Raw genomic sequence first — 26,889 nt, 5'->3', positions numbered from 1 at the left:
TCGGGCTGCGCGGGGTGCGCGGACGGCGTGGACCGGTGCCCTGGTCATGCGGATCCCAACTGCCGGTCGATGTAGTCGAACACCTCGTCGTCGCTGGCCGCCTCGATCAGGTCGGGGGCCAGGTCGTCCAAGTCGCCCGTGGGGCGGGCGGTGGTGGCCGGTGTCCCGCCGGGCAGCGGGCGGGACAGCACTTCCCGTATCCGGGCGGCGAGTTCGTCGCTGACGCCGTCCGGCGGCAGGGCGTCGAGCAGGGCCTCCAGGGTGTCGAGCCCGGCCCGGACCGCCGCGTCGCCCGTCGGGCGGGCGGCGGCGGCCCGCTCGGCGAGGTGGCGTGCCAGTGCCTCCGGGGTGGGGTGGTCGAAGACGAGCGCGGCCGGCAGCCGCAGCCCGGTCGAGGACACCAGCCGGTTGCGCAGTTCGACCCCGGTGAGGGAGTCGAAGCCGACGTCCTTGAACGGGCGGGCCGGGCGGATCAGGTTCGGCGAACTGTGGCCGAGCACCGCCGCGGCGTTGCCGCGCACCAGGTCGAGCAGGGTCCGGTACAGCTCGGCCTCGGGCAGCTCGGCGAGCTGCCGCGCCATCGAGCGGGCCGGCGCCGCGGCGGAGGCGGAACCGGTACGGGCGGGGCGGACCAGGCCGCGGAGCACGGCGGGCAGTCGGTCGTCCGCCCGCAGCACGGACGGGGCGATCCTGGCCGCGAGCCGGTAGGCGTACGGGGAGTCCAGTGCCGCGTCGAACAGGGCGAGGCCCTCCGCCGAGGTCAGCGCGCCCGCCCCGGCGCCCCGGCCCGCGGTGACCGCGGCGGTCATCTCGCTGCGCTCCTCCCACAGGCCCCAGCCGATGGACAGGCCGGGCAGCCCCTCGGCCCGGCGTTCGGCGGCGAGGGCGTCGAGGACCGCGTTGGCGGCGGCGTAGTTCGCCTGCCCGGCCGCGCCGAACTGGGCGGCGCCCGAAGAGAACAGGACCAGCGCCGCGAGGTCGAGCTCCCGGGTGAGTTCGTGCAGGGCCAGCGCCGCGTCCGCCTTGGGCCGCAGGACGCGGTCGAGCCGGTCCGGAGTCAGCCCCGCGATCGTGGCGTCGTCCAGGACACCGGCCGCGTGGACGACGGCGGTGAGCGGGTGCGCGGCGGGCACCGACCCGAGCAGGTCGGCGAGCGCGGCGCGGTCGGCGACGTCGCAGGCTGCGACGGTCACCGATGCCCCGAGCCCGGTCAGTTCCCGTACCAGCTCCGGCATACCGTCGGCGGATCCGCCCCGGCGGCCCGCCAGCAGCAGGTGCCGGGTGCCGTGCGCGACGACCAGATGCCGGGCCAGGAGCCGTCCCAGGGTGCCGGTGGCCCCGGTGACCAGGACAGTCCCTTCGGGGTCCGGCGGAGCGGGCAGCAGCAGGACGTTCTTGCCGACGCCCCGGGCCTGGCTGAGCGAGCGCAGGGCGGCCGGGGCCTGCCGGACGTCCCAGCCGGTGACGGGCAGAGGACGCAGCACTCCCTGCTGGAACAGGTCCAGGACGTCGGCAAGCATCTCGCCGATGCGCTCCGGACCGGCCTCCATCAGGTCGAACGCCCGGTAGCGCACCCCGGGGTGCTGCCGGGCGACCGTCTCGGGGTCGCGGACGTCGGTCTTGCCCATCTCCACGAACCGGCCGCCGTTCGGCAGCAGCCGCAGACCGGCGTCGACGAACTCCCGTGCCAGGCTGTCGAGTACGACGTCGACGCCCCGCCCGCCGGTGGCCGTCAGGAACGTCTCGGCGAAGTCGGTGGTACGGGTCGAGGCGATGTGCGCGGCGTCCAGTCCGCCAGCCCGCAGGACGTCCCACTTGGCGGGGGAGGCGGTCGCGAACACCCGCGCACCGGCGTGCCGGGCGAGTTGCACCGCCGCCATGCCGACACCGCCGGCCGCGGCGTGGACCAGTACCGATTCCCCGCGCCGCAGTCCGCCGAGATCGAACAGACCGTAGTAGGCGGTGAGGAACACCACCGGCACGGATGCGGCACGGGCGAAGGACCAGCCCGCCGGTATCCGGGCGACGGTACGGCGGTCGGCGACGGCGGTCGGGCCGAACGCGCCCCCGAAGATCCCCATCACCCGGTCCCCGGGTACCAGGTCGTCCACACCCGGGCCCACCTCGATGACGGTTCCGGCGCCCTCGCTGCCCAGGCCCTGCTGTTCGGGGTCGGGGTCCAGGCCGAGCGCGGCGATGACGTCGTGGAAGTTCAGCCCGGCGGCGCGCACCGCGATCCGTACCTCACCCTTGCCCAGCGGGGCGAGGGCCGCCGGAGCGGGCTCCGCCGCGATGTCCTCGAGGGAGCCCCGGCCGTCGGTGGTGAGCCGCCAGGCGGCGCCGTCCGGCAGGGACAGCGTGCCGTCCGGCCGGCCGCCGCGGACCAGCCGCGGCAGCAGCGGCGGGCCGGTCCGCAGCGCCAGCTCGGGTTCCCCGGCGGCGAGCGCCGCAGGCAGGGCGTCCGCCGGCTCGCCGGTCCCGGCCGCGTCGATGAGGACGAAGCGCCCGGGGTGCTCGGCCCGCGCGCTGCGCACCAGGCCCCACAGGGCGGCCTGGGCGGGATCGACGGGACGGTCGACCGGTCCGGTACGGACCGCGTCCCTGGTGAGCAGGGCCAGCCTGGCCGCAGCGAACCGCTCGTCGGCCAGCCACTGCTGCACGAGGGCGAGGCCCTGGTGCGCGGTGGCCCGGACCCGGTCGGCGGGGTGGGGCAGGTCGGCGGTGGCGATGGCCGCCACGATCACCTCGGGGAGGGCGGCGCCCGCTTCGAGGGCGGCCCCCAGGGCGCCGATGTCCTGCCATGACACCGCGCCGGGGACGGCACCGCCGAGGGCGGCCCAGGTGGGCACGGCGCCGTCGGCCGGGTCGGTGGCCGGGGTCCAGTCGAGGCGGTACAGCAGGTCGGCGTGGGCGGTCGCGGAGAGCGGCCCGCCGGCGGCCGGAGGCCGCAGCAGCAGGGCCTCCACGCCGAGCACCTGCCGTCCGGACAGGTCGTGGGCGTGCAGGGTCACGGTGTCCGGCGTGTCGGTGGCGAGCCGCACGCGCAGCGTGGTGGCCCCGGTGATCCCGCTGGTCACGCCGTTCCAGCTGAAGGGCAGCCGGGCCCGGCCGTCCTGGTCGGGCAGCAGTGCGGCGATCTGGAGGGCCGCGTCCAGCAGCGCGGGGTGCAGCACGCATCCGGCGGCGTCGGCGTGCTGCGGCTCCGGCAGCACCACCTCGGCGAACACCTCGCCGCCGCGGAGCCACGCGGCACGGATGCCGCGGAAGGCGGGGCCGTAGTGGTAGCCGGCCTCGGCGAAGCGCTCGTAGAGGTCGCCGGTGTCCACGGGTTCGGCACCGGACGGCGGCCAGCTCAGCAGACCGGCCGCGGCTCCGGCCGGGTCCCTGGCGGGCCGGGGTGCCAGGGTGCCGGTGGCGTGCTCGGTCCAGGGCGCGTCGGCGTCCCGTGTCGTACGGGCGAACACGCCGAGCCTGCGCCGACCGTCGCCGTCGGGTGCGGCCACCCGGAGCTGTAGGTGGACGGCTCCCTCCTCCGGGAGCACGAGCGCCGATCCGAGGGTGAGTTCCTCGACCACCGGGCAGTCCGCCTCGGCCCCGGCGCGCAGCGCGAGTTCGAGAAACGCCGTGCCGGGGAAGAGGACGACGCCCGACACCGCGTGGTCGGCGAGCCAGGGGTGGGTACGCAGCGAGATCCGGCCGCTGAGCAGCAGCTCATCGGAGTCCGCGACCTGCGTCGCCGCACCGAGCAGCGGGTGCCCGGTCGTGGCGAGACCCGCCGAGGCGACGTCCCAGCTCGTGGTCGGAACGTCGAGCCAGTAACGGCTGCGCTGGAAGGCGTAGGTAGGCAGCTCGACACGCCGCGCCCCCGGGAACGCACCCGACCAGTCCACCCCCAGCCCTCGCTCCCACGCACGGCCCACCGCCCGCAGCACCTGAGCCAGGCCGCCTTCCCCGCGACGCAGCGTCCCCAGCACCGCGGCATCCACACCTGCGGCCTCCACCGACTCCCCCACCGCAACCGACAACACCGCGTGCGGGCTGGACTCCACGAAGAACCGGAAGCCCTCCCCCAACAACGTCTCCGTGGCCTTCCCGAACTCGACGGTCTCCCGGAGATTGCGGTACCAGTACTCCGCGTCCAAAGCCTTCGTGTCCAGCCAACCACCCGTCACCGTCGAGAAGAACGGCACCGAACCCGAGACAGGAACGATGCCGGCCAGATCGGAGAGCAACCGCTCGCGGATCTCCTCCACATGCGCGGAATGCGACGCGTAGTCGACCTCGATCACACGCGCCCGCACCCCCTCACCCATCAGGGCGTCGACCAGTGCCGTCACCGCGTCCGCGTCACCCGACACCACCGTCGACGACGGGCCGTTCACCGCGGCCACCGACAACCGCCCCGCCCACGGGGCGATCCGCTCCCGCACCACACCCACCGGCAGAGGCACCGACGCCATGCCACCACGGCCCGCCAACACCCCCACCGCACGGGAACGCAACGCGACCACCCGAGCCCCGTCCTCCAGACTCAGACCGCCCGCCACACAAGCCGCAGCGACCTCGCCCTGGGAGTGGCCCACCACAGCGTCCGGAACGACACCGAACGAACGCCACACCTCCGCCAGCGACACCATCACCGCCCACAACACCGGCTGCACCACATCCACCCGCGCCAACAGCGCCTCCGAACCCAACACCTCCGCCAACGACCAGTCCACATAAGGCGCCAGAGCCCGCCCGCACTCCGCCATCCGCCCCGCGAACACCTCCGACTCACCCAACAGCCCCGCGGCCATCCCCACCCACTGCGAACCCTGACCCGGGAACACCAACACCACCCGACCGGAAACCAACCCGCCGCCGGGCACCGCAGCACCCTGTGACAGCGCGGCCAGGTGCTCGGCGAGGTTCTCCTCCGTGCCCACCAGCACCGCGCGGTGTCCCAGCGCGCTGCGGCCCGTGGCCAGGGAGAAGGCCACGTCCACGGCGCGGACGCCCGACCCGTCTCCGATCCGGGCCGACAGCGCCGCAGCCTGGGCGCACAGCGCCTCCGGAGTGCGCGCCGAGAGGAGCAAGGGGACGGCGGCGGGTACGGTCCCCGGTGTCCCGGACCCGTCAACGAGCCCGTCTGCGGGGGCTGTCGGGTCGGTCGGGGCCTGTTCGAGGATGACGTGGGCGTTCGTGCCGCTGACGCCGAAGGAGGACACCCCCGCCCGGCGCGGACGGCCCGTGTCGTCCCACGCACGGGCCTCCGTCAGCAGTCGGCCGGCCCCCGCGGACCAGTCCACCTCGGGCGTCGGACCGTCCACGTGCAGCGTCTTGGGCATCACGCCGTGCCGCAAGGCGAGCACCGACTTGATGACCCCCGCCACACCGGCGGCAGCCGAGGCGTGTCCGATGTTGGACTTCAGCGAGCCGATCCACACCGGCCGGTCCGCGGGCCGGTCCTGCCCGTACGTCGCCAGCAGCGCCTGCGCCTCGATCGGGTCACCCAACCGCGTCCCCGTACCGTGCGCCTCCACCACGTCCACCTCGGACGCCGTCAGCCCCGCATCCGCCAACGCCGCACGGATCACCCGCTGCTGCGACGGACCGTTCGGCGCCGTCAGACCATTGCTCGCACCATCCTGATTCACCGCCGAACCACGGATCACCGCCAGCACCGGATGCCCGTTGCGCCGCGCATCCGACAACCGCTCCACCAGCAGCATGCCCGTGCCTTCGCCGAAGGCGGTACCGTCGGCCGCCGCGGCGAAGGACTTGCAGCGGCCGTCCGGAGCGAGTCCGCCCTGTCGGCTGAACTCGACGAACAGTTCGGGGCTGCACATCACGTTGACGCCGCCGGCCAGGGCCAGCGAGCATTCGCCGGATCGCAGCGCCCGTACCGCGAGGTGCAGGGCCACCAGCGAGGACGAGCACGCCGTGTCCACGGTGACCGCGGGGCCTTCCAGGCCGAAGAAGTAGGCCAGGCGTCCGGAGACGACGCTTCCCGAGTTGCCGGTGCCGAGGAATCCCTCGACGTCCTCGGGGATGTAGGGCAGCAACCGGGCCGCGTAGTCCTGCTGCATCAGGCCGACGTACGTGCCGACCGGGGCGCCGCGCAGGGTGGACGGGTCGATGGCCGCGCGCTCGAAGAGTTCCCAGGTGGTTTCCAGGAGCAGCCGCTGCTGCGGGTCCATGGCCGCCGCCTCGCGCGGCGAGATGCCGAAGAACTCCGCGTCGAACCCGGCCGCGTCGTGGAGGAAGCCGCCGTCGCGGGTGACGGAGGTGCCGATGCGGTCGGGATCGGGGTCGTAGAGCGTGTCCAGGCTCCAGCCCCGGTCGGTGGGGAACCCGGAGATGCCGTCGCGGCCCTCGGCCAGCATCCGCCACAGGTCCTCGGGTGAGCGGACATCGCCGGGGAGGCGGCAGGCCGCGGAGACGATCGCGATCCGGTCGTCGTCCGCGTCCCGGTTCCGGTCGGCCGACCCTGCGGGTACGGCGGGCATGACGGCCCTGGCCGCTTCCGTGTCCGTGAGTCCGGCGCCCAAAAAGTCCGCGAGCGCGGCCGGGGTCGGGTGGTCGAACACCAGGCTGGCGGGAAGCCGCAGGCCGGTGGCGGCGTTCAGGCGGTTGCGCAGTTCCACCGAGGCCAGTGAGTCGAAGCCCAGTTCGCGGAAGGCCCGTCCGGGGTCGAGGGTGTCCGGGGAGGCATGGCCGAGGACCGCAGCGGCGTGGGTGCGGACGAGTTCGACGAGCAGCCGGGTCTGTCCGGTGCCGTCGAGGGCCGCGAGGCGCCGGCGCAGGGCGTTGTCGTCGGCCGTCGCCTGCGCGGCCGTGGCCGCCCGGCGCGGCGGTGTGCGCACCAGGCCGCGCAGCAGCGGCGGCAGAGTGCCCTCCGCCGCCGCGGACCGCAGGGCCGCGGTGTCGAGGCGCATCGGGACCAGGGCGGCCCGGTCCACGGTGAGGGCGGTGTCGAAGAGCGCGAGTCCCCGCTCGGTGGAGAGCGGCGGCATCCCGGACCGGGCGAGGCGTCGTACGTCGTCCTCGTCCAGGTGTCCGGTGAGGGCGCTGGCCTGCTCCCACAGGGTCCAGGCCAGGGCCTGGCCGGCCAGGCCCGCCGCCCGACGCTGGACGGCCAGGGCGTCGAGGAAGGCGTTGGCGGCGGCGTAGTTGGCCTGTCCGGGGCCGCCGAAGGTGCCTGCGGCCGAGGAGAAGAGCACGAAGTGCGTCAGATCGAGGCCGCGGGTCAGTTCGTGCAGGTGGAGGGCGGCGTCGACCTTGGGGCGCAGCACGGCGTCCACCCGTTCGGGGGTGAGTGCGGTGACGACGCCGTCGTCGAGGGTGCCCGCGGTATGGACCACGGCGGTCAGCGGGTGCGCGGGCGGCAGGTCCGCGAATACGGCGGCCAGGGCGACCCGGTCGGCGGCGTCGCAGGCGACGATGGCGGTCTCGGCTCCCAGCGCGGCGAGTTCGGCCCGCAGTTCGTCGGCTCCGGCGGCGGCCGGGCCGCTGCGGGAGAGCAGGAGCAGGTGCCGGACGCCGTGCCCGGTGACCAGGCGGCGGGCGACGTGGGAGCCGAGCAGGCCGGTGCCGCCGGTGATGAGGACCGTGCCGTCCGGGTCGAAGGCCCGGAGGGGCCCTGCCGCGTCGTCCGAGAGGTCCGGGTCGTTCCTGAGGACCCGGGCCAGCCGGGGTACGCGGACGTCGTCGCCGCGGACCGCGGACTGCGGTTCTCCCGAGGCGAGGGCCGCGGCGACGCCTGCGGAGGTGCCGTGCTCGTCGTCGGCGTCGAGGTCGAGCAGGGCGAAGCGCCCGGGGTGTTCAGACCGGGCCGAACGGACCAGGCCCCAGAGCGCGCTGTGCGCGGGGTTGCGTACGTCCTCCCCCTCCCCGGCGCTGACCGCACCCCGGGTGGCGAACACCAGGCGAGAGTCGGCGAAGCGGTCGTCGGCGAGCCAGGTCCGGACGTCGCTGAGGGCTTGGTGGACGACCGCGCGGACCACCGCGGCCGGTCCGGCCGTGTCCGTGGGCTCCGCGCAGGCGAGCAGGACCGTTTCGGGCACCGGAGCTCCGGCGTCGACGGCGGCCAGCAGCCTGGCCAGGTCCGCGGTGCGGTGAACGGGTGCGCCGCTGCCGCGCGCGGGTGTGGTGACCCACTCCGTCGCATAGAGGTCCTGGTGGCGGCGGCCGTGAGGGGCGCGGTCGGCGCCGAGGCTGACGGTGCCCGCGGGCCGCAGGACCAGTGCGTCCACGGTCGCCACGGGGGCGCCGGTCGCGTCGACGACGGCGAGCGTCACCGCGTCGGGCCCGGCCGGGGCGAGCCGGACGCGGATCGCGCCGGCGCCGGTGGCGTGCAGGGTCACGCCGTTCCAGGAGAACGGCAGCCGTCCCTCGGGGTGGGCCTCCGCGCCGGGGGTGCCGGGCACACCGGTGGCGTGCAGGGCCGCGTCCAGCAGGGCCGGGTGCAGGCCGAAGCGGGCGGCATCGGGTGCGGGCCCAGCGGGTACGACGGCCTCCGCGAACAGCTCGTCGCCGCGCCGCCAGACCGCGTTCAGGCCCCGGAAGGCGGGACCGTAGGCGAATCCGGCCGCCGCGAAGCGGTCATACAGTCCGTCGAGGGCGAGGGGTTCGGCGCCGGGCGGCGGCCAGGGCATCGGCCCGTCGGCCTCGGCGCCTTCCGCGCCGTCCTGGGCCAGGACGCCTTCGGCGTGCCTGGTCCACTCGTCGCCGTCGGGGTCACCGTCGACGGGTGTGTCCGGCCGGGAGTGCAGGCTGAGCGGGCGGTGGCCCAGGGAGTCGGGGGGGCCCACGGTGAGGCGCAGCACGGTGCCGCCGTGTTCGGGCAGCACCAGGGGGGCCTCGAGGGTGAATTCCTCGACCCGGGGGCAGCCGACGCGGGCTCCGGCCTGGAGCGCGAGTTCCAGGAAGGCGGTGCCCGGGAGCAGTACCCGGCCGCCGACGGCGTGGTCGGCGAGCCACGGGTGGGTGCGGGCCGACAGGCGGCCGGTGAGGAGCAGGCCGTCGCTGTCCGCGAGGACCACGACGGCGCCCAGCAGCGGATGGTCCGCGGGGGTCAGTCCGGCAGAGGTGACGTCGCCGACGGGCGCGGCTCCGTCCTCCAACCAGTACGGGTCGCGTTGGAAGGCGTAGGTGGGCAGTTCCACCCGTCCGGGGCGGCGGTCGGCGAAGACGGTGTCCCAGTCCGGGGAGACTCCGCGCAGGTGGAGTTCGGCCAGGGACTCGGTGAACCGGCGCGGGCCGCCGTCGTCGCGGCGCAGGGTGCCCACGGCGGTGGCGTCGGCGCCCGCGTCCTCGGCGGTCTCCAGGACACCGACGGTGAGGACGGGGTGTGGGCTGCTTTCCAGGAGGACCTGGTAGCCGTCGGCGAGCAGGGCGCGGGTCGCCTGTTCGAAGCGGACGGTCCCGCGGAGGTTGCGGTACCAGTAGTCGGCGTCCAGGGCGGTGGTGTCCTCCAGCAGGCCGCCGCTGAGGGTGGAGTAGAAGGGGATGGCGGACGGGCGGGGGGTCAGTCCGTCGAGCCGGGCGAGCAGTTCGGTGCGGATGTCCTCGACGTGGGCGCTGTGCGAGGCGTAGTCGACGGGGATGCGCCGGCTGCGGATGTCCAGGGCCGTCGTCCGGTCGAGGAAGGCGTCGAGCGCGTCGGTGTCGCCGGAGACCACGGTGGAGGCGGGTCCGTTGACGGCGGCGACGGAGAGCCGGCCGTCCCAGGGGGCGAGGTGTTCGGCGACCTGTTCGGCAGGCAGGGCCACCGAGGCCATGCCGCCGCGGCCGGACAGGGCGCGGATGGCGCGGCTGCGCAGGGCGACGACCTTCGCCCCGTCCTCCAGGCTCAGCGCTCCCGCCACCACGGCGGCGGCGATCTCGCCCTGGGAGTGGCCGATGACCGCGCCGGGGGTGATGCCGTGGGAGCGCCACAGTTCGGCCAGGGAGACCATGACGGCCCACAGCACCGGCTGCACCACGTCGACGCGTTCGGCCGGCGGGGTGCCGGGAGCGCCGCGCAGGACGGCTTCCAGGGACCAGTCGACGAATGGGGCCAGGGCACGCTCGCAGTCCGCGATGCGGGCGGCGAAGGCGGGGGCGGAGTCGAGGAGTTCGACGGCCATGCCGGCCCATTGGGATCCCTGTCCGGGGAACACCAGGGCGACTTCGCCGCCGGCTCCGGCAGTGCCCAGGACCAGGCCGGGGGCGGTGCGGCCGGCCACCACGGCATCGAGGCCGGCCCGGAACTCGTCGGGGTGGGCGCCGATCAGGACCGCCCGGTGCTCGTGCGCGGCGCGGGTCGTCGCGAGGGCGTGGCCGACCTCGGCCGGGCCGGGTCCGGGGTGGGCGTCGAGGTGGTCGCGGAGCCGTGCGGCCTGGGCGCGCAGCGCTTCGGCGGTGCGTCCGGAGAGCACCCAGGGGAGGACGGCGGGGGCGGCGGGTTCGTCCGCCTGTTCCAGCACGGGTTCGTCCGCCTGTTCCAGGACGACGTGTCCGTTGGTGCCGCTGACGCCGAAGGAGGACACCGCGGCCCGGCGCGGCCGTCCGGTCTCGGGCCAGGGGGTGTTCGCGGTGACCAGGCGTACCGCGCCCGCGGTCCAGTCGATCTGCGGGGACGGGTCCTGCGCGTGCAGGGTGGGCGGGACGGTACCGTGCCGCATGGCGAGGACGGTCTTGATGACGCCGCCGACGCCGGCCGCCGCCTGGGTGTGCCCGATGTTGGACTTCAGCGAGCCGAGCAGCAGCGGCTGCCCGTCCGCGCGGTCCTGCCCGTAGGTGGCCAGCAGGGCCTGGGCCTCGATCGGGTCGCCCAGCGGGGTGCCGGTGCCGTGCGCCTCGACCACGTCCACATCGGCGGGGGTGAGTCCGGCGTTGGCCAGGGCGTGGCGGATGACGCGCTGCTGGGCGGGGCCGTTGGGGGCGGTGAGCCTGCTGCTGGCGCCGTCCTGGTTGACGGCGGTGCCGCGGATCAGGGCGAGGACCGGGTGGCCGTTGCGCCGGGCGTCCGAGAGGCGCTCCAGCAGGAGCATGCCGACGCCCTCGCCCCAGCCGGTGCCGTCGGCGGCGGCGGCGAAGGACTTGCAGCGGCCGTCCCGGGCCAGGCCTCCCTGGCGGCTCATCTCCACGAACGGAACGGGTGTCGACATGACCATCGCGCCCCCGGCCAGGGCCAGGGTGCAGTCGCCGGCCCGCAGGGCTTGGGCGGCGAGGTGGATGGCGACCAGGGAGGAGGAGCATGCGGTGTCGATGCTGACCGCCGGGCCCTCCAGACCGAAGGTGTAGGCGACGCGGCCCGAGGCGACGCTGTCGGAGCTGCCGCTGCCGACGTAGCCGGCCACGTCGTCGGGGACCTGGCGCAGCCGTACCGCGTAGTCCTGGTACATCACCCCGGCGAAGACGCCGGTCCTGCTGCCCCGCAGGGTCGCGGGGTCGATACCGGCCCGTTCGAACGCCTCCCAGGTGGTCTCCAGGAGGAGCCGCTGCTGCGGGTCCATCGCGAGCGCTTCGCGCGGGGAGATCCCGAAGAATCCGGGGTCGAAGTGCCCGACGTCGTCGAGGAATCCGCCCAGGGCGGTGTGGCTGGTGCCCTCGCACAGTTGTTCCGGGTCGTCCAGGTGGTCCAGGTCCCAGCCCCGGTCGCGGGGGAAGCCGGTGATGGCATCGGTGCCGTCGGTGACCAGGCGCCACAGGTCCTCGGGGGACCGTACGCCGCCGGGGTAGCGGCAGCTCATCGCGACGACCGCGATCGGTTCGCGGCCCGCTTCCTCGGCCTCGGTCAGGCGCCGGCGGGTGTGGTGCAGGTCCGCCGTCACGCGCTTGAGGTAGTCCCTCAGCTTGTCGTCGTTCACCATTGGGGGCCACCGTCCTGGTTCGCGGGTCGGGTCGGTGTCATGACCGGCCGAGTTCGCTGTCGATGAGGTCGAAGAGTTCGTCGTCGCTGGCGCCGTCCATCCGGTCCTCGATGGAGGCGGCCACCCCGGCCGCCGTGCCGTCGCCGTCGGCCGGGGTGGCCGCCGGGTCGTCGAGGCGGCGCAGGAGCTCCCGGAGCCGCCCGGCCAGCCGTTCGCGGTCCGCCGGGTCGTCGGGGAGGCCGTCGAGGGCGCCTGCCAGGCGGTCCAGTTCGGCAAGGCCGGGGAGCGGGCCGGGTCCGGCGTCGGGGAGCAGTTCGGCGGCGAGGTGTGCGGCGATCGCGGCCGGGGTGGGGTGGTCGAAGAGCAGGGTGGCCGGCAGCGGGTGGCCGGTTGCGGCGCGCAGCCGGTTGCGCAGTTCCACCGCGGTCAGCGAGTCGAAGCCGACCTCCAGCAGGCCGCGTCCGGGCTCGACCGCGGCCGGGCCGCTGTGGCCGAGCACCAGGGCGGCGTGCGAGCGGACCAGGTCGAGCAGGACCCGGCCGCGCTGGGTCTCGTTGAGGGAGCCGAGGCGCTGCTTCAGGGCCTCGGGCCCGTCGGGGCCGGTGCCGGCCGCGGGGCCCGCGGCGCCGCGCCGGGCGGCGGGGCGCACCAGGCCGCGCAGCAGGGCGGGGACGCCGCCGGTGGCGGCCTGGGCGCGGACGGCCGCGGTGTCGAGCCGCAGCGGGAGGACGACCGGCTCGTCGAGGGTGCCGGCCGTGTCGAAGAGCGCCAGTCCCTGGGCCGGGTCGAAGGCGACGATCCCGCCCCGGGAGATCCGTCGCAGGTCGGCCTCGGTGAGCCCGCCGGTCATCCCGGTGCTGTTGGCCCACAGGCCCCAGGCGAGGGAGCGGCCGGGCAGCCCATCGGCGCGGCGCCGGTGGGCCAGGGCGTCGAGGAAGGCGTTGGCGGCGGCGTAGTTGCCCTGGCCCATGCCGCCGAAGATCCCGGCGATGGACGAGAACAGGACGAACTCGGACAGCTCCAGGCCGGCGGTGAGTTCGTGCAGGTTGATCGCCGCGTCCACCTTGGGGCGCAGGACGTGGTCCAGTCGCGCGGGCGTCATGGTGGCGACGACGCCGTCGGCCAGCACGCCCGCGGCGTGCACCACCCCGGTCAGCGGGTGCGTGGGGGGCAGGGCGGCCAGCAGGGCCGCGAGGGCGTCGCGGTCGGCGGCGTCGCAGGCGACGATCTCGGCGTGCGCGCCCAGGGCGGCGAGCTCGGCGAGGAGTTCCGCCGCGCCGTCGGCGGCGGGGCCGCTGCGGCTGGTCAGCAGCAGGTGCCGGACGCCGTGTTCGGCGGCGAGGTGGCGGGCGACGTGGGCGCCGATGGCGCCGGTGCCGCCGGTGATCAGGACGGTTCCGTCGCCGCCCCAGCCGGGCGTGCGCCCGGTGACGGCCAGCGGTACCCGGGCCAGCCGGGCGACGTGGACGGCTCCGGCCCGGATCGCGAGCTGGGGTTCCCCGGACGCGAGGGCTTCGGCGAGCAGCGCGGGCGGGTTCTCGTGGGCGTCCAGGTCCAGCAGGACGAAGCGGTCGGGGTTCTCGGTCTGCGCCGAGCGGACCAGGCCCCAGAGCGCGGCCAGGGCCGGGTCCGGGACGTCGTCGCCGGTCACCGGGACCGCGCCCGAGGTGACCAGGACCAGCTTGGCCCCGGCCAGCCGCTCCTCGGCCAGCCAGTCGCGCAGCAGGGCGAGGACCGTGCCGAGTCCGTCGTGGACCGCGTCACGGAGGGTGCCGGGCGGCGCGTACGGGGCCGAGGCGGGCGGGCAGGCGGCCAGCACCAGCCGGGGCGGTGGGGCGCCCGCGTCGAGCAGTGCGGACAGCGCGGCGAGGTCGGTGACCGTGCGGCCGGGGAGTGTCCCGGTGCCGAGCACGGTCCAGGGCTCCGGGTCGAAGGCGGTGCCGGCCGCCGTCGCGGCGCGCTCGGGCAGGGCCTGCCACTCGGGGCGGAACAGTTCCTCGTGGTGTCCGACGCGGGTGGCCTTGAAGCGGTCGCGCGAGACGGGCCGCAGGACCAGGGAGCGGGCCGAGAGCACCGGCCGCCCGGTGGTGTCGGTCACCTGTACGGCGACGGCGTCGCGGCCGGTCGGGGTCAGCCGCAGCCGGAGTTCGGCGGCCCCGGAGGCGTGCAGGCGCACCCCGTTCCAGGAGAACGGCAGCCAGCCCTGCGCGGGCCCCTTGAGGACGTCGAACACCAGTGAGTGCAGGGCGGCGTCCAGCAGGGCCGGGTGCAGGCCGAACGCGGCGGCGTCCGGCCGCTGCTCCTGGGGCAGGCTCGCGAGGGCGTACACCTCGTCGCCGAGCCGCCAGGCCGCGCGCAGGCCCTGGAACGCGGGGCCGTAGGCGAACCCGCCGCCCGCGAAGCGGTCGTACAGGCCCTCCGTGTCGAGGGGGACGGCTCCGGGCGGCGGCCAGGCCTCGGGGTCCGCCGGGTCGGCCGGGTCGGCCGGGTCGGCCGGGTCGGCCGGGTCCGCGGCTCCGGTGGAGCTGAGCAGGCCGCTCGCGTGCCGGGTCCAGGGGGCGTCGGGGCTGTCGTCGGCGGCCCGGGCGTGGACGCTCAGCGGACGGGTGCCGGCGGCGTCCGGGCTTCCGACGGTGAGCTGGAGTGCGACGGCTCCGCCCGCCGGGAGCACCAGCGGTGCCTCCAGGGTCAGTTCCTCGACCTGGTCGCAGCCGACCTGGTCGCCCGCGCGGACCGCGAGTTCCAGGAACGCGGTGGCGGGGAACAGCACCCCCTCGTAGACGCCGTGGTCGGCCAGCCAGGGGTGGCTGCGGACCGAGAACCTGCCGGTGAAGAGGAAGCCGTCGGAGTCCGCGAGTTCCGTTCCGGCGCCGAGCAGCGGGTGGTCGACCGCCTGAAGTCCGGCTGCGGGCAGTCCGGCCGCGGCCGGGCCGGCCTGCAGCCAGTAGCTGCCGCGCTGGAAGGCGTAGGTCGGCAGGTCGACGGCGGAGCCGGCCGGGCCGCCGGAGTGGACGGCGTCCCAGTCCACGGGGACGCCCGTGACGTGCAGCCGGGCCAGGGCGGCCGTCGCCGCGGGTGCTTCAGGCCGGTCCTTGCGCAGCAGGGGCATCAGCACCGGGCTGCCGGTGGCGCCGGTCAGGCAGTCCTGGCCCATGGCGGTGAGCGCGCCGTCGGGTCCGAGTTCGAGGAACGCGGTGACGCCGTCGCGTTCCAGGTGGCGTACGCCGTCCTGGAAGCGGACGGTGCCGCGCACGTGCTCCACCCAGTAGTCCGGCGAGCCGAGCTGCTCGGCGGTGGCCGGCTCGCCCGTCAGGTCGGAGATCACCGGGACGGCGGCCTCCCCCGGGACGATCCGGGCCACGACCTCGCGGAACTCGGCGAGCATCGGCTCCATGAGGGGCGAGTGGAAGGCGTGGGAGACCCGCAGCCGCCGGGTCTTGCGGCCGCGCGCGGCGAGCACGGCGGCGATCTCGTCCACCGCCGCCGCGTCGCCGGAGACCACGGTCGAGGCCGGGCCGTTGACCGCGGCGAGGCCGACCTCGCCCTCACGGCCCGCGAGCAGTGGCAGCACCTCCTCCTCCCCGGCGGCGAGGGCGACCATCGCGCCGCCCGCCGGGAGGGCCTGCATCAGCCGTCCCCGCGCGACCACCAGCGCCGCGGCGTCGGGCAGGGTGAACACCCCGGCGACGTGGGCGGCGGCCAGCTCTCCCACGGAGTGGCCGAGCAGCCGGTCGGGGCGCACGCCCCAGTGCTCGACGAGGCGGAACAGGGCGACGCCGAGTGCGAACAGGGCGGGCTGGGCGTACTCGGTGCGGTCCAGCAGCCCGTGGCCGGGGTCGCCGGGGGCCGCGTCGATCACCTCCCGCAGCGGGCGGTCGAGCAGCGGATCGAGTTCCGCGCAGACCGCGTCGAAGGCGTCGGCGAAGACCGGGAACCGTGCGTACAGTCCGGCGCCCATGCCGGTGCGCTGGCTGCCCTGGCCGGGGAACAGGAAGGCGGTCTTCGCGGCCGGGCCGGTGATCCCGCGCACCAGGTCCGCCGACGGCTCGCCGGCGGCGAGGGCGGCGAGCGCCTGGAGCAGGGTCTGCCGGTCCGTGCCGGTGAGGGCGGCCCGGTGCTCGAAGGCGCTGCGGTTCAGCGCCAGGGAGCGGCCCACGTCCGCGACGGCGAGGGTCGGGGCATGCTCCGTGTGCCGGAGCAGCCGGGCGGCCTGCTCCCGCAGCGCGTCCGCATCACGGGCGGAGAGCAGCCAGGGCAGGGCGGGCTCGGCGGGGGCGACGGGCGTGTCAGGGGGCGGCGCGGGGGCGGCGGCCGGGGCCGGTTCGGTGGGCTGTTCGAGGATGGTGTGGGCGTTGGTGCCGCTGACTCCGAACGACGACACCGCGGCCCGCCGGGGGCGGCCGGTCTCCGGCCACGGGGTGTCGTCGGTGAGCAGCCGGACCGCGCCGGCCGACCAGTCGACGTGGGGTGTCGGCGCGTCGACGTGCAGGGTGCGCGGCAGCGCCCCGTGCCGCATGGCCTGCACCATCTTGATGATGCCTGCGACGCCGGCGGCGGCCTGGCTGTGTCCGATGTTCGACTTCAGCGACCCCAGCAACAGCGGCTGCTGCGCGCCGCGTTCCCGGCCGTACGTGGCCAGGAGCGCCTGGGCCTCGATCGGGTCGCCCAGCCGGGTCCCGGTGCCGTGCGCCTCCACCGCGTCGACCTCGGAAGCGGTCAGTCCGGCGTCGGCGAGGGCCGCCCGGATGACCCGCTGCTGGGAGGGGCCGTTGGGGGCGGTCAGGCCGTTGCTGGCGCCGTCCTGGTTGACGGCGGAGCCGCGAACGAGGGCGAGCACCGGGTGGCCGTTGCGCCGGGCGTCCGAGAGGCGTTCCAGGACGAGCAGTCCGGCGCCCTCTGCCCAGGAGGTGCCGTCGGCGGCGGCGGCGAACGGTTTGCAGCGGCCGTCTTCGGCGAGCACCCGTTGCCGGCTGAACTCCACGAACGCGCCCGGTGTCGACATCACGGTCACCCCGCCGGCGAGCGCCAGCGAACATTCGCCGGCCCGCAGCGACCGGGCCGCGAGGTGGACCGCGACCAGCGACGAGGAGCACGCCGTGTCGACGGTCACCGCGGGCCCTTCGAGGCCGAGGCTGTAGGAGATCCGCCCGGACGCCACGCTGCCCGCGCTGCCGATGCCGAGGTAGCCCTCGAGCTCTTCGGAGGGTTCGGTGACGCGCGACCCGTAGTCGTGGTGGCTGCATCCGACGAAGACGCCGCTCGCGCTGCCCTTGAGGGAGAGCGGGTCGATGCCGGCCCGCTCGAACGCCTCCCAGGAGAGTTCGAGCAGCAGCCGCTGCTGGGGGTCGATGGTCAGCGCCTCGCGCGGGGAGATCCCGAAGAAGGCCGGGTCGAAGCGGTCGGCGTCGTGCAGGAAGCCGCCTTCCCGCGCGTAGGTGCTGCCGACCCGGTCCGGGTCCGGGTCGTAAAGGCCGTCCAGGTCCCAGCCCCGTCCGGTGGGGAAGCCGGTGATCGCGTCCCGTCCGCCCGCGACGAGCTCCCACAGCTCCTCGGGGGTGCTGACGCCGCCGGGGTAGCGGCAGCTCATGGCGACCACGGCGATCGCCTCGTCCTCGGGCACCGCGGCGGCCGCGGGCGGCTGCCCGGGGGCGTCGGGTGCCTCGGTGGCGGGCGCCCCCGGCAGTTCGGCGCGCAGGTGTCCGGCCAGGGTGGTGGCCGTGGGGTAGTCGAAGGCCAGGGTCACCGACAGGCGCAGGCCGGTGGCCGCGGCGAGCCGGTTGCGCAGTTCGACGGCGGTCAGCGAGTCGAAGCCGACGTCCTTGAACGCCTGGTCGGGTCCCACCGCCTCGGGCCCGGGGTGGCCGAGCACGGCGGCGACCTCGCGGCGGACCAGGTCCAGCAGGGCCCGGTCGCGTTCCGCCGGGGGCAGTGCGGCGAGCCGCAGCGCCGGCGGCTCGGCGCCGTCGGCGCTGCCCCGGGACCCGGCCGCGGCGGCGAGCGCTTCCCGCACCTCGGGCAGGTCCCCGAGGGCGGCGCTGGGCCGGAGCGCGGTGAACGCCCGGGTGAAGCGGTCCCAGGCGAAGTCGGCGACGAGGACGGCCGTGTCGTCGTGGTCGAGGGCCTGGTGCAGCGCGGTGGTGGCCACGGCGGGGTCCATGGCGGGCAGGCCGTCGCGGATCAGCCGTTCGGCGACCGCTCCGGAGGCCAGGCTCTCGCCGCCCCACAGGCCCCAGGCCACCGAGGTGCCGGGCAGTCCGAGGTCGCGGCGCTGCCGGGCCAGGGCGTCGAGGTAGGCGTTGGCGGCGGCGTAGCTGCCCTGGCCGGTGCCGCCGAGGGTGCCGGCGAGAGAGGAGAACAGCACGAAGGCGGTCAGGTCGATTCCCCGGGTGAGCGCGTCGAGGTTGCGTGCGCCGTCGAGCTTGGGGCGCAGGACGCCGGCCGCGCGTTCGGGGGTGATGGAATCGATCACCCCGTCGTCGAGGACGCCCGCGGTGTGCAGGACGGCGCGCAGCGGGCGCTCGGCCGGAATGCCGGCGAGCAGTTCCGCCAGTGCGTCGCGGTCGGCGACGTCGCAGGCCACCGCGGTGGCGTCGGCGCCGAGTCCGCGCAGTTCGGCGAGCAGGGCGTCGGCTCCCGGGGCCTGTGCGCCGCGCCGGCTGGTGAGCAGCAGGTGCGCGGTGCCGGTGCGGGCGAGCCGGCGGGCGATCTGGGCGCCAAGGCCGCCGGTGCCGCCGGTGATCAGGACGGTGCCCTCGGGTGTCCAGTCGCGTGCGGGGGCGGTGTCGCCGAGTCCGGCGTGGACGACCCTGCGGCCGTAGACGCTGGTGGCGCGCACCGCCAGCTGGTCCTCGCCGTCGGGGTTGGTCAGGGCTTCGGCGAGCCGGGTCGCGGCCCGGTCGTCGAGCCGTCGCGGCAGGTCGACCAGGCCGGCCCAGCGCTGCGGGTACTCGACGCCGGCGACCCCGCCGAGGCCCCAGGCCAGGGCTTGGAGGGTGCTGTCGATCCGGTCGGAGCGGCCGACCGACACCGCGCCCCGGGTGGCGCTCCAGAGCGGGGCGTCGGTGCCGAGGTCGCCCAGGGCCTGGAGGAGCGCGACGGTCAGGGTGAGGCCGAGGGGGAGCGCCGATCCGTCGCCGTGCGGTTCCTCGGCCAGGGCGAGCAGCGACAGGATTCCGGCGGGCGGCCCGTCGGCGCGGTCGTGGGCGTCGCGGAGCAGTGCGGCGAACCGCGTCCGGTCGGTCGCGTCGTGGCTGGCCTCGACCAGGACGGGGGTGGCGCCGTGTCCGCGCAGGGTGTCCGCGGCGAACGCGACGGCCGGGTCGTCGGCGGCGACGGCCGGGGCGACGAGGAGCCAGCTGCCTGTGAGCCGGGGCCGCTCGGGTGCCGGCAGGGGCTTCCAGGCGACCCGGTAGCGCCAGCTGTCGGCGGTCCGGTCGTCGGCGCGGCCGCGCGCCCACTCGGCGAGGGTGGGCACCAGGGAAGCAAGGGAGACCCGCAGCTCTTCGTCCTCGACCTGCAGGGTGGTGGCGAGGGCGTCCAGGTCCGCGCGGTCGACCGCCGCCCAGAAGCCGGAGTCGGCCGGGCCGGCGCCGGTCGCGGCGTCGGCGGGCCGGCCGGGGGTGGCGTCCAGCCAGTAGCGCTGCTGCTGGAAGGCGTAGGTGGGCAGGGGCCGCTTGCGCGCGCCGGTTCCGGCGAACACCGCGTCCCAGTCCACCGGCAGTCCGCGGACCTGGACCTCGGTGAGCGCGGCGAGGAAGCGGCCGGGGCCGCCCTCGGTGCGGCGCAGGGTGCCGACGACGGCCCCGTCGCCGACCCCGGCCGCCTCGACGGCCTCCTGGATCCAGACGGTCAGCGCGGGGTGGGTGCTGCACTCGACGAAGGTGTGGTGCCCGTCGGCGACGAGCGCGTCGAGCGCCCGGCCGAACTCCACCGGCCGGCGCAGGTTCTCGTACCAGTACGCGGCGTCCAGGTCCAGGGTGTCCACGGGGCCGCCGCTGACCGTCGAGTAGAACGGGACGGCGGAGGTCCGCGGCGCGATGCCGCCGAGCAGGGCGAGCAGTTCCTCGCGGAGCTCCTCCACCTGGGGCGAGTGTCCGGCGAAGTCCACGCCTGGGACCGGCCAGGCCAGGACGCCCGCCTCGGCGTACTGCTCGCGCAGCCGTTCCAGTGCAGCCGGGTCGCCGGAGACCGTCACCGACGTCGGCCCGTTGACCGCGGCAACGTCGAGTGCCCCGTCGTGGGCGGACAGTGCCTCGCGCACGGCTTCGACCGGCTGCGGCACGAACAGCATGCCGCCGCGTCCGGTCAGGGCCAGCAGGGCCCGGCTGCGCAGGGCGACGATCCGGGCCGCGTCGTCCAGCGAGAGCGCGCCGGCCACGCAGGCGGCGGCGATCTCGCCCTGGGAGTGGCCGACCACGGCGTCGGGGACGATCCCGTGCGCCCGCCACAGCTCGGCCAGCGACACCATCACCGCCCACAGCACCGGCTGCACCACGTCCACCCGGTCGAGCGGGGGCGCGTCGGGCGCGTCGCGCAGGACCGCGAGCAGCGACCACTCCAGGTGCGGGGCGAGGGCGCGTTCGCACGCCGCGATCCGGTCGGCGAAGGCCGGGGCGTGGTCGAGCAGTTCCCGGGCCATGCCGGCCCACTGGGTTCCCTGGCCGGGGAAGACGAAGACGGTCCTGGCCGACCGGGCGACGATGCCTTGGACCAGGCCGGGTGCGCGCTCTCCGGCGGCCAGCGCGGCCAGGCCGCCCAGCAGGGTCGCCCGGTCGCCGCCGACGACGGCCGCGCGGTGCTCGAAGGCGGTCCTGGTGGTGGCCAGCGAGTAGCCGACGTCGGCGGACGGCAGCTCCGGCCGCTCCGTCAGGTACGCGTGCAGCCGCTCCGCCTGGGCCTTCACCGCCTCGGCGGTCCGCCCGGACAGGACCCACGGGACGGCGGCGGGTGCGGGCCCGGCGGGCAGGGCGGGTGCGGGCCCGGCGGGCGGCTGTTCGATGACGACGTGGGCGTTGGTGCCGCTCAGGCCGAACGAGGACACTCCGGCCCGGCGCGGCCGGCCGGTCTCGGGCCAGGGGGTGGCCTCGGTCAGCAGGGCGACGGCGCCCGCCGTCCAGTCGACGTTCGGGGTCGGCCGGTCGATGTGCAGGGTGCGCGGCAGTTCGCCGTGCCCCATGGCCAGCACCATCTTGATGATGCCGCCGACGCCGGCGGCGGCCTGGGTGTGCCCGATGTTCGACTTCAGCGACCCGAGCCACACCGGCCGGTCGGCCGGCCGGTCCTGGCCATAGATGGCCAGCAGCGCGTCGGCCTCGATCGGGTCGCCCAGCCGGGTGCCGGTGCCGTGCGCCTCGACGGCGTCCACGTCGGCGGCCGACAGCCGGGCGTTCGCCAGCGCGTCGCGGATCACCCGCTGCTGGGCCAGGCCGCTGGGCGCGGTCAGTCCGTTGCTCGCGCCGTCCTGGTTGATCGCCGAGCCGCGCAGTACCGCGAGTACCGGGTGGCCGTTGCGGCGGGCGTCCGAGAGACGTTCCAGGAGCAGCAGGCCCACGCCCTCTGCCATGCCGAAGCCGTCCGCCGCGGCGGCGAAGGACTTGCAGCGCCCGTCCTCGGCAAGCCCGCGCTGCCGGCTGAAGCCGGTGAACGACAGCGGGGTGCCCATCACCGTGGCGCCGCCCGCCAGGGCCAGCGTGCACTCGCCCGAGCGCAGCGACTGCGCGGCGAGGTGGACCGCCACCAGTGACGAGGAGCAGGCCGTGTCCACGGTCACGGCGGGCCCCTGGAGGCCGAGCTGGTAGGCGACCCGCCCGGACAGGACGCTGGTGGAGATGCCCGCGATGAACAGGCCCTCCAGTTCCTCGGGGATGTCGCGCAGGGTGCCGCCGTAGCCCTGGTAGGAGGCGCCGGCGAAGACGCCGGTCGGGGTGCCGCGCAGGGTGGACGGGTCGATGCCGGCGCGCTCGATCGCCTCCCAAGAGGTTTCGAGCAGCAGTCGCTGCTGCGGGTCCATGGCGAGGGCCTCGCGCGGGGAGATCCCGAAGAACCCGGGGTCGAAGCGGTCCGCGTCCCTGACGAATCCGCCCGCGGCAGCGTAGCTCCGGCCGGGCCGGTCGGGGTCCGCGTCGTACAGCGTGTCGAGGTCCCAGCCCCGGTCGGACGGCAGCCCGGAGACGGCGTCGCGCCCGTCCGCGACCAGGCGCCACAGGTCCTCGGGGGTGCGGACGCCGCCAGGGTAGCGGCAGCTCATGGCGACGATCACGATGGGGTCGTCGTCGGCGGCGGGTAGCGCCGTCGGGGGCTGCCGGACGGTGGCGGGCTCCTCGGCGGCACCCAGCAGGCCGGTCTCCAGGCGTCCGGCGAGCGCAGTCGCCGACGAGTAGTCGAAGACGACGGTGACCGGGAGCCGCAGGCCGGTGGCGGCGTTGAGTCGGTTGCGCATGTCCACGGCGGTCAGGGAGTCGAAGCCCAGCTCGCGGAAGGCGCGGCCGGGGGCGACCGCGTCCGGCGAGTCGTGGCCGAGGACGGCGGCCGCGTGGGTCCGGACCAGCTCGACCAGCACCCGGGTCCGCTCGGCCGCCGGGAGCGGCGCCAGCCGGTCGCGAAGCGCCGAGGGGGTCCCCCCGGCACCGGTCCCGCCGGTCTCCGGTCCGGCGGCCAGCGCGCTGCGCACCTCGGGGAGTTCCCCGATCAGCGGGCTGGGGCGCGCCGAGGTGAAGACCGTCGCGAAGCGGTCCCAGTCGATGTCGGCGACCACGACCACCGTCTCGTCGTGGTCCAGGACCTGCTGGAGCCCGGTGATCGCGACCGCGGGCGGCATGAAGAGCACGCCGTGGCCGCGCAGGGTCTCCTCCGCCAGTTCGGCCGCCATCCCGCCGGCCCCGCCCTCGGGGCTCCAGATGCCCCACACCACGGAGGTCGCGGCGAGGCCGCGGCTCCTGCGGTCCTCGGCGAGGCCGTCGAGGTAGGCGTTGGCGGCGGCGTAGGCGCCGTGGACGGCGCTGCCCCACACCCCGGAGATGGAGGAGAACAGCACGAACGCGTCGAGGGTGTCCCGGTCGAAGAGCAGGTCCAGGTTCCGGGCCCCGCCGACCTTGGCGTGCAGAGTGTCGGCGAACTCGTCCGCGTCGGTGTCGGGCAGTGGCACCAGCAGCCCGGCCCCCGCGGCGTGGAAGACGGTGCTGATCCGGTGGCCGTCCTGTTCGAGGCCGTCCTTCAACGCACGCAGGGCCTGAAGGTCGGCGACGTCGCACGAGGCCAGGGTGGCCCGGGTGCCGAGCGCGGCCAGTTCCTCGGCGAGCTCCGGCGCACCCGGCGTGTCCGGGCCGCGCCGGCTGACCAGCACCAGGTGCCCGGCTCCCCGCCGGGCCAGCCAGCGCGCGATCTGCGCGCCGATCCCGCCGGTACCGCCGGTGATCAGCACGGTGCCCCCGGGCCGCCAGCTCCGCCGCGGCGCGGTGTCGCCCAGGGCGGACCGGACCAGCCGCCGGCCGTGGCAGCCGGTGGCCCGGACGGCCACCTGGTCCTCGTCCCCGGCCTGGCCGGCCAGCACCCGGCACAGCCGCCCGGCGGTGTCCGGGTCCAGGACCTCCGGGAGGTCGACCAGACCGCCCCAGCGCTGCGGGAACTCCAGCGCGGCGACCCGGCCCAGGCCCCAGAGCAGGTTCTGCGCGGCGCTGACCCCGCTCCCGGTGTCCGTGCCCCCGACCGACACCGCGCCCCGGGTCGCCCACCACAGGGGCGCGCCGATCCCTGCGTCGCCGAGGGCCTGCACCAGGGCCAGGTTGAGCGCGGTGCCCAGCGGGACGGAGGGGTGTTCCGGGTGCGGGCGCTCGTCGAGGCCCAGCAGCGACAGCACTCCCGTCACCGGTCCTGGCAGCGCGTCGAGGGACGCGCGCACCCGGTCGGCCAGCACGGCGCGGTCGGCCGCCGCCTCGGTGATCCGTATGTGGACCACCGAGGCCCCGGCCTGCTCCATGGCGTGGACGGTCGCCTCCGACCGGCGTGCCCCGTCCTCGGACTGGCCGTCCGACGACAGCACGAGCCAGCTGCCGTCCAATGCGACCGCCGGGCCCTCGGGCAGGGCCCGCCAGGTCACGCGGTAGCGCCAGGAGTCGACCACCGAACGCTCGGTGCGCTCGGTGCGCCAGCTGGCGAGCGCGGGGAGCACCACGTTCAGCGGGTCCTCGGGCGCCACCCCGAGGGCGGTGGTGAACCGGTCCAGGTCACCCCCGCCCAGGGCCTCCCAGAAGTCGTCGCCCGCCGCGGACGGACCGGACGGACCGCCCGCCGCAGGGCCGGTGTCCTCCAGCCAGTACGGGCGGCGCTGGAAAGCGTAGGTGGGCAGGGAGACGCCGCCCGGACGGTGTCCGGCGAACACCCGGTCCCAGTCGGGCAGCAGGCCGCCCACGTGGGCCTCTCCCAGGGACGTCAGGAAGCGGTCGAGGCCGCTCTCGCCGCGCCGCAGCGTGCCCACGACCACGGCGGGGCCCTGCGCGGAACCGGCGGTGTCGGCCGCGTCGGCGGTCTGCTGGACACCGAAGGTGAGCACGGGGTGCGGGCTGGACTCGACGAAGAACCGGAAGCCCTCCCCCAGCAACGCCTCCGTGGCCTGCCCGAACTCCACCGTCTCCCGCAGGTTCCGGTACCAGTACTCGGTGTCGAGGAACTTCGTGTCCAGCCAGCCGCCCGTCACCGTCGAGAAGAACGGCACCCCGCCCGAGACGGGCACAATGCCGTCCAGGTCGGCGAGCAGCTGCTCGCGGACCTCCTCCACATGCGCGGAGTGCGACGCGTAGTCGACCTCGATCAACCGCGCCCGCACCCCCTCCCCCACCAGAGCCTCCACCAACGCGGCGACCGCGTCCGCGTCACCCGACACCACCGTCGACGACGGACCGTTCACCGCCGCCACCGACAACCGGCCCGCGATCCGCTCCCGCACCGCCTCGACCGGCAGGGGCACCGACGCCATCCCGCCACGGCCCGCCAACGCCCCCACCGCACGGGAACGCAGCGCAACCACCCGCGCCCCGTCGTCGATGCTCAGACCGCCCGCCACCACGGCCGCGGCGATCTCGCCCTGCGAGTGGCCGACCACCGCGTCCGGAACAACACCGAACGCACGCCACACCTCCGCCAGCGACACCATCACCGCCCACAGCACCGGCTGCACCACATCCACCCGCGCCAACAGCGCCTCCGAACCCAACGCCTCCACCAACGACCAGTCGACGTAAGGCGCCAGCGCCTGCCCGCACTCCGCCATCCGCCCCGCGAACACAGGCGACCCGGCCAGCAGCTCCGCGGCCATCCCCACCCACTGCGAACCCTGACCCGGGAACACCAGCGCCACCCGACCGGACGACACACCGTCGCCCCGCACCAGGCCCGGCACCGAGCGGCCCTCCGCCAGCGCCCTCACGCCGTCGAGCAGTCGGTCCGGGTCGGTGCCCACCACCACGGCGCGCCGTTCGAAGGCGGTCCGCGTGAGGGCGAGGGCGCGGCCGGTGTCGGCGGCCCGCAGGGGTGCGGGACCGGCGCTCAGGTGTGCCAGCAGCCGGGCCGCCTGGTCGCGCAGCGCCTCGTCGGTACGCCCCGACAGCACCCAGGGCAGCGGGTACGCATCGCCGTCGGCCGCAGTGTCGGCCGCCGGTACGGCTTCCTCCGCCGGGGCCTGTTCCAGGATCAGATGGGCGTTGGTGCCGCTGACGCCGAAGGCGGACACCCCGGCCCGGCGCGGGTGTCCCGTGTCGTCCCAGACGCGGGCCTCGGAGAGGATTTCCACGGCTCCCGACGACCAGTCCACCATGGGCGTCGGCCGGTCCGCGTGCAGGGTCCTGGGCAGTTCGCCGTGCTCGATCGCCAGCACCATCTTGATGACGCCGCCCACTCCGGCCGCCGCCGAGGTGTGGCCGATGTTCGACTTCAACGAGCCCAGCCACAAAGGCCGTTCGGCGGGCCGCCGCTGACCGTACGTGGCCAGCAGCGCCTGCGCCTCGATGGGGTCGCCGAGGGTGGTGCCGGTGCCGTGCGCCTCCACCGCGTCCACTTCGGACGCCGACAGGCCCGCGTCCGCGAGCGCCGCCCGGATCACCCGCTGCTGTGCCGGGCCGCTGGGCGCCGTCAGGCCGTTGCTCGCACCGTCCTGGTTCGTGGCCGAACCCCGGATGACGGCCAGCACCGGGTGCCCGTTGCGCCGCGCGTCCGACAGCCGTTCCAGCAGCAGGACGCCGGCGCCCTCGGACCAACCGGTTCCGTCCGCGTCGGCCCCGAACGCCTTGCAGCGGCCGTCGGCCGACAGTGCCCGCTGGCGGCTGAACGCCACGAACGCGTCGGGGGTCGCCATCACCGACACCCCGCCGGCCAGGGCCAGCGTGCAGTCGCCGGCCCGCAGGGCCCGGATCGCCAGGTGCAGGGCGACCAGAGAAGAGGAGCAGGCCGTGTCCACGGTCACCGCGGGCCCTTCCAGGCCCAGGGTGTAGGCGATCCGGCCGGAGACCACACTGCTCGCGGTCCCGGTGTCCAACAGGCCCTGGACCTCGGGGAGGTGGCGCGAACCCGCGCCGTAGCCGTTGCCGATCGCCCCGAGGAAGACACCCGTGCCGGTGCGCCGCAGCGTGCGGGGGTCGATCGTGGCCCGCTCGACCGCCTCCCAGGCGGTCTCCAGTGCCAGCCGCTGCTGGGGGTCCATGGCCAGGGCCTCGCGCGGCGAGATGCCGAAGAACTCCGCGTCGAACTCGGCGGCGTCGTGGAGGAAGCCGCCGTGCCGGGTGTAGGAGGTACCGGGCCGCTCGGGGTCCGGGTCGTAGAGGCCCTCCAGGTCCCAGCCGCGGTTGACCGGCCAGGCGGAGACCGCGTCGGCGCCCCGGGAGACCAGGTCCCACAGCAGTTCCGGCGTGTCGGTGCCGCCGGGATAGCGGCAGGCCATGGAGACGACGGCGATCGGTTCGTGGCGGGCCTGCTCGGCCTCGCGCAGCTGCCTCCGGGTGTCACCGAGGTCTGCGGTGGCGCGCCTGAGGTAGTCGAGCAGCTTCTTGTCGTCGGACATCAG

General features: G+C 75.7%; 2 protein-coding genes. Both read right to left on the bottom strand.

The features are described from left to right. Positions 1-44: 44 nt before the first annotated feature. Positions 45-11,837: an SDR family NAD(P)-dependent oxidoreductase gene (locus tag ACZ52R_RS06560; RefSeq protein ID WP_465753025.1), complete on the bottom strand. Its 11,793-nt coding sequence runs from the start codon at positions 11,835-11,837 to the stop codon at positions 45-47. Between the two features lie 40 nt (positions 11,838-11,877). Further along, positions 11,878-26,886 carry a type I polyketide synthase gene (locus tag ACZ52R_RS06555; protein WP_465752923.1) on the bottom strand — a complete coding sequence of 5,003 codons (15,009 nt, stop codon included), beginning with the start codon at positions 26,884-26,886 and terminating at the stop codon, positions 11,878-11,880. Positions 26,887-26,889: the final 3 nt, after the last annotated feature.

The organism is Kitasatospora sp. NPDC034023, assembly GCF_055575795.1.
This window is presented reverse-complemented; position numbering and strand designations above follow the sequence as displayed.

Excerpts from the sequence above, each read along its gene's own strand:
- ACZ52R_RS06555 (WP_465752923.1), bottom strand. The coding sequence starts at position 26,886 with ATGTCCGACGACAAGAAGCTGCTCGACTACCTCAGGCGCGCCACCGCA.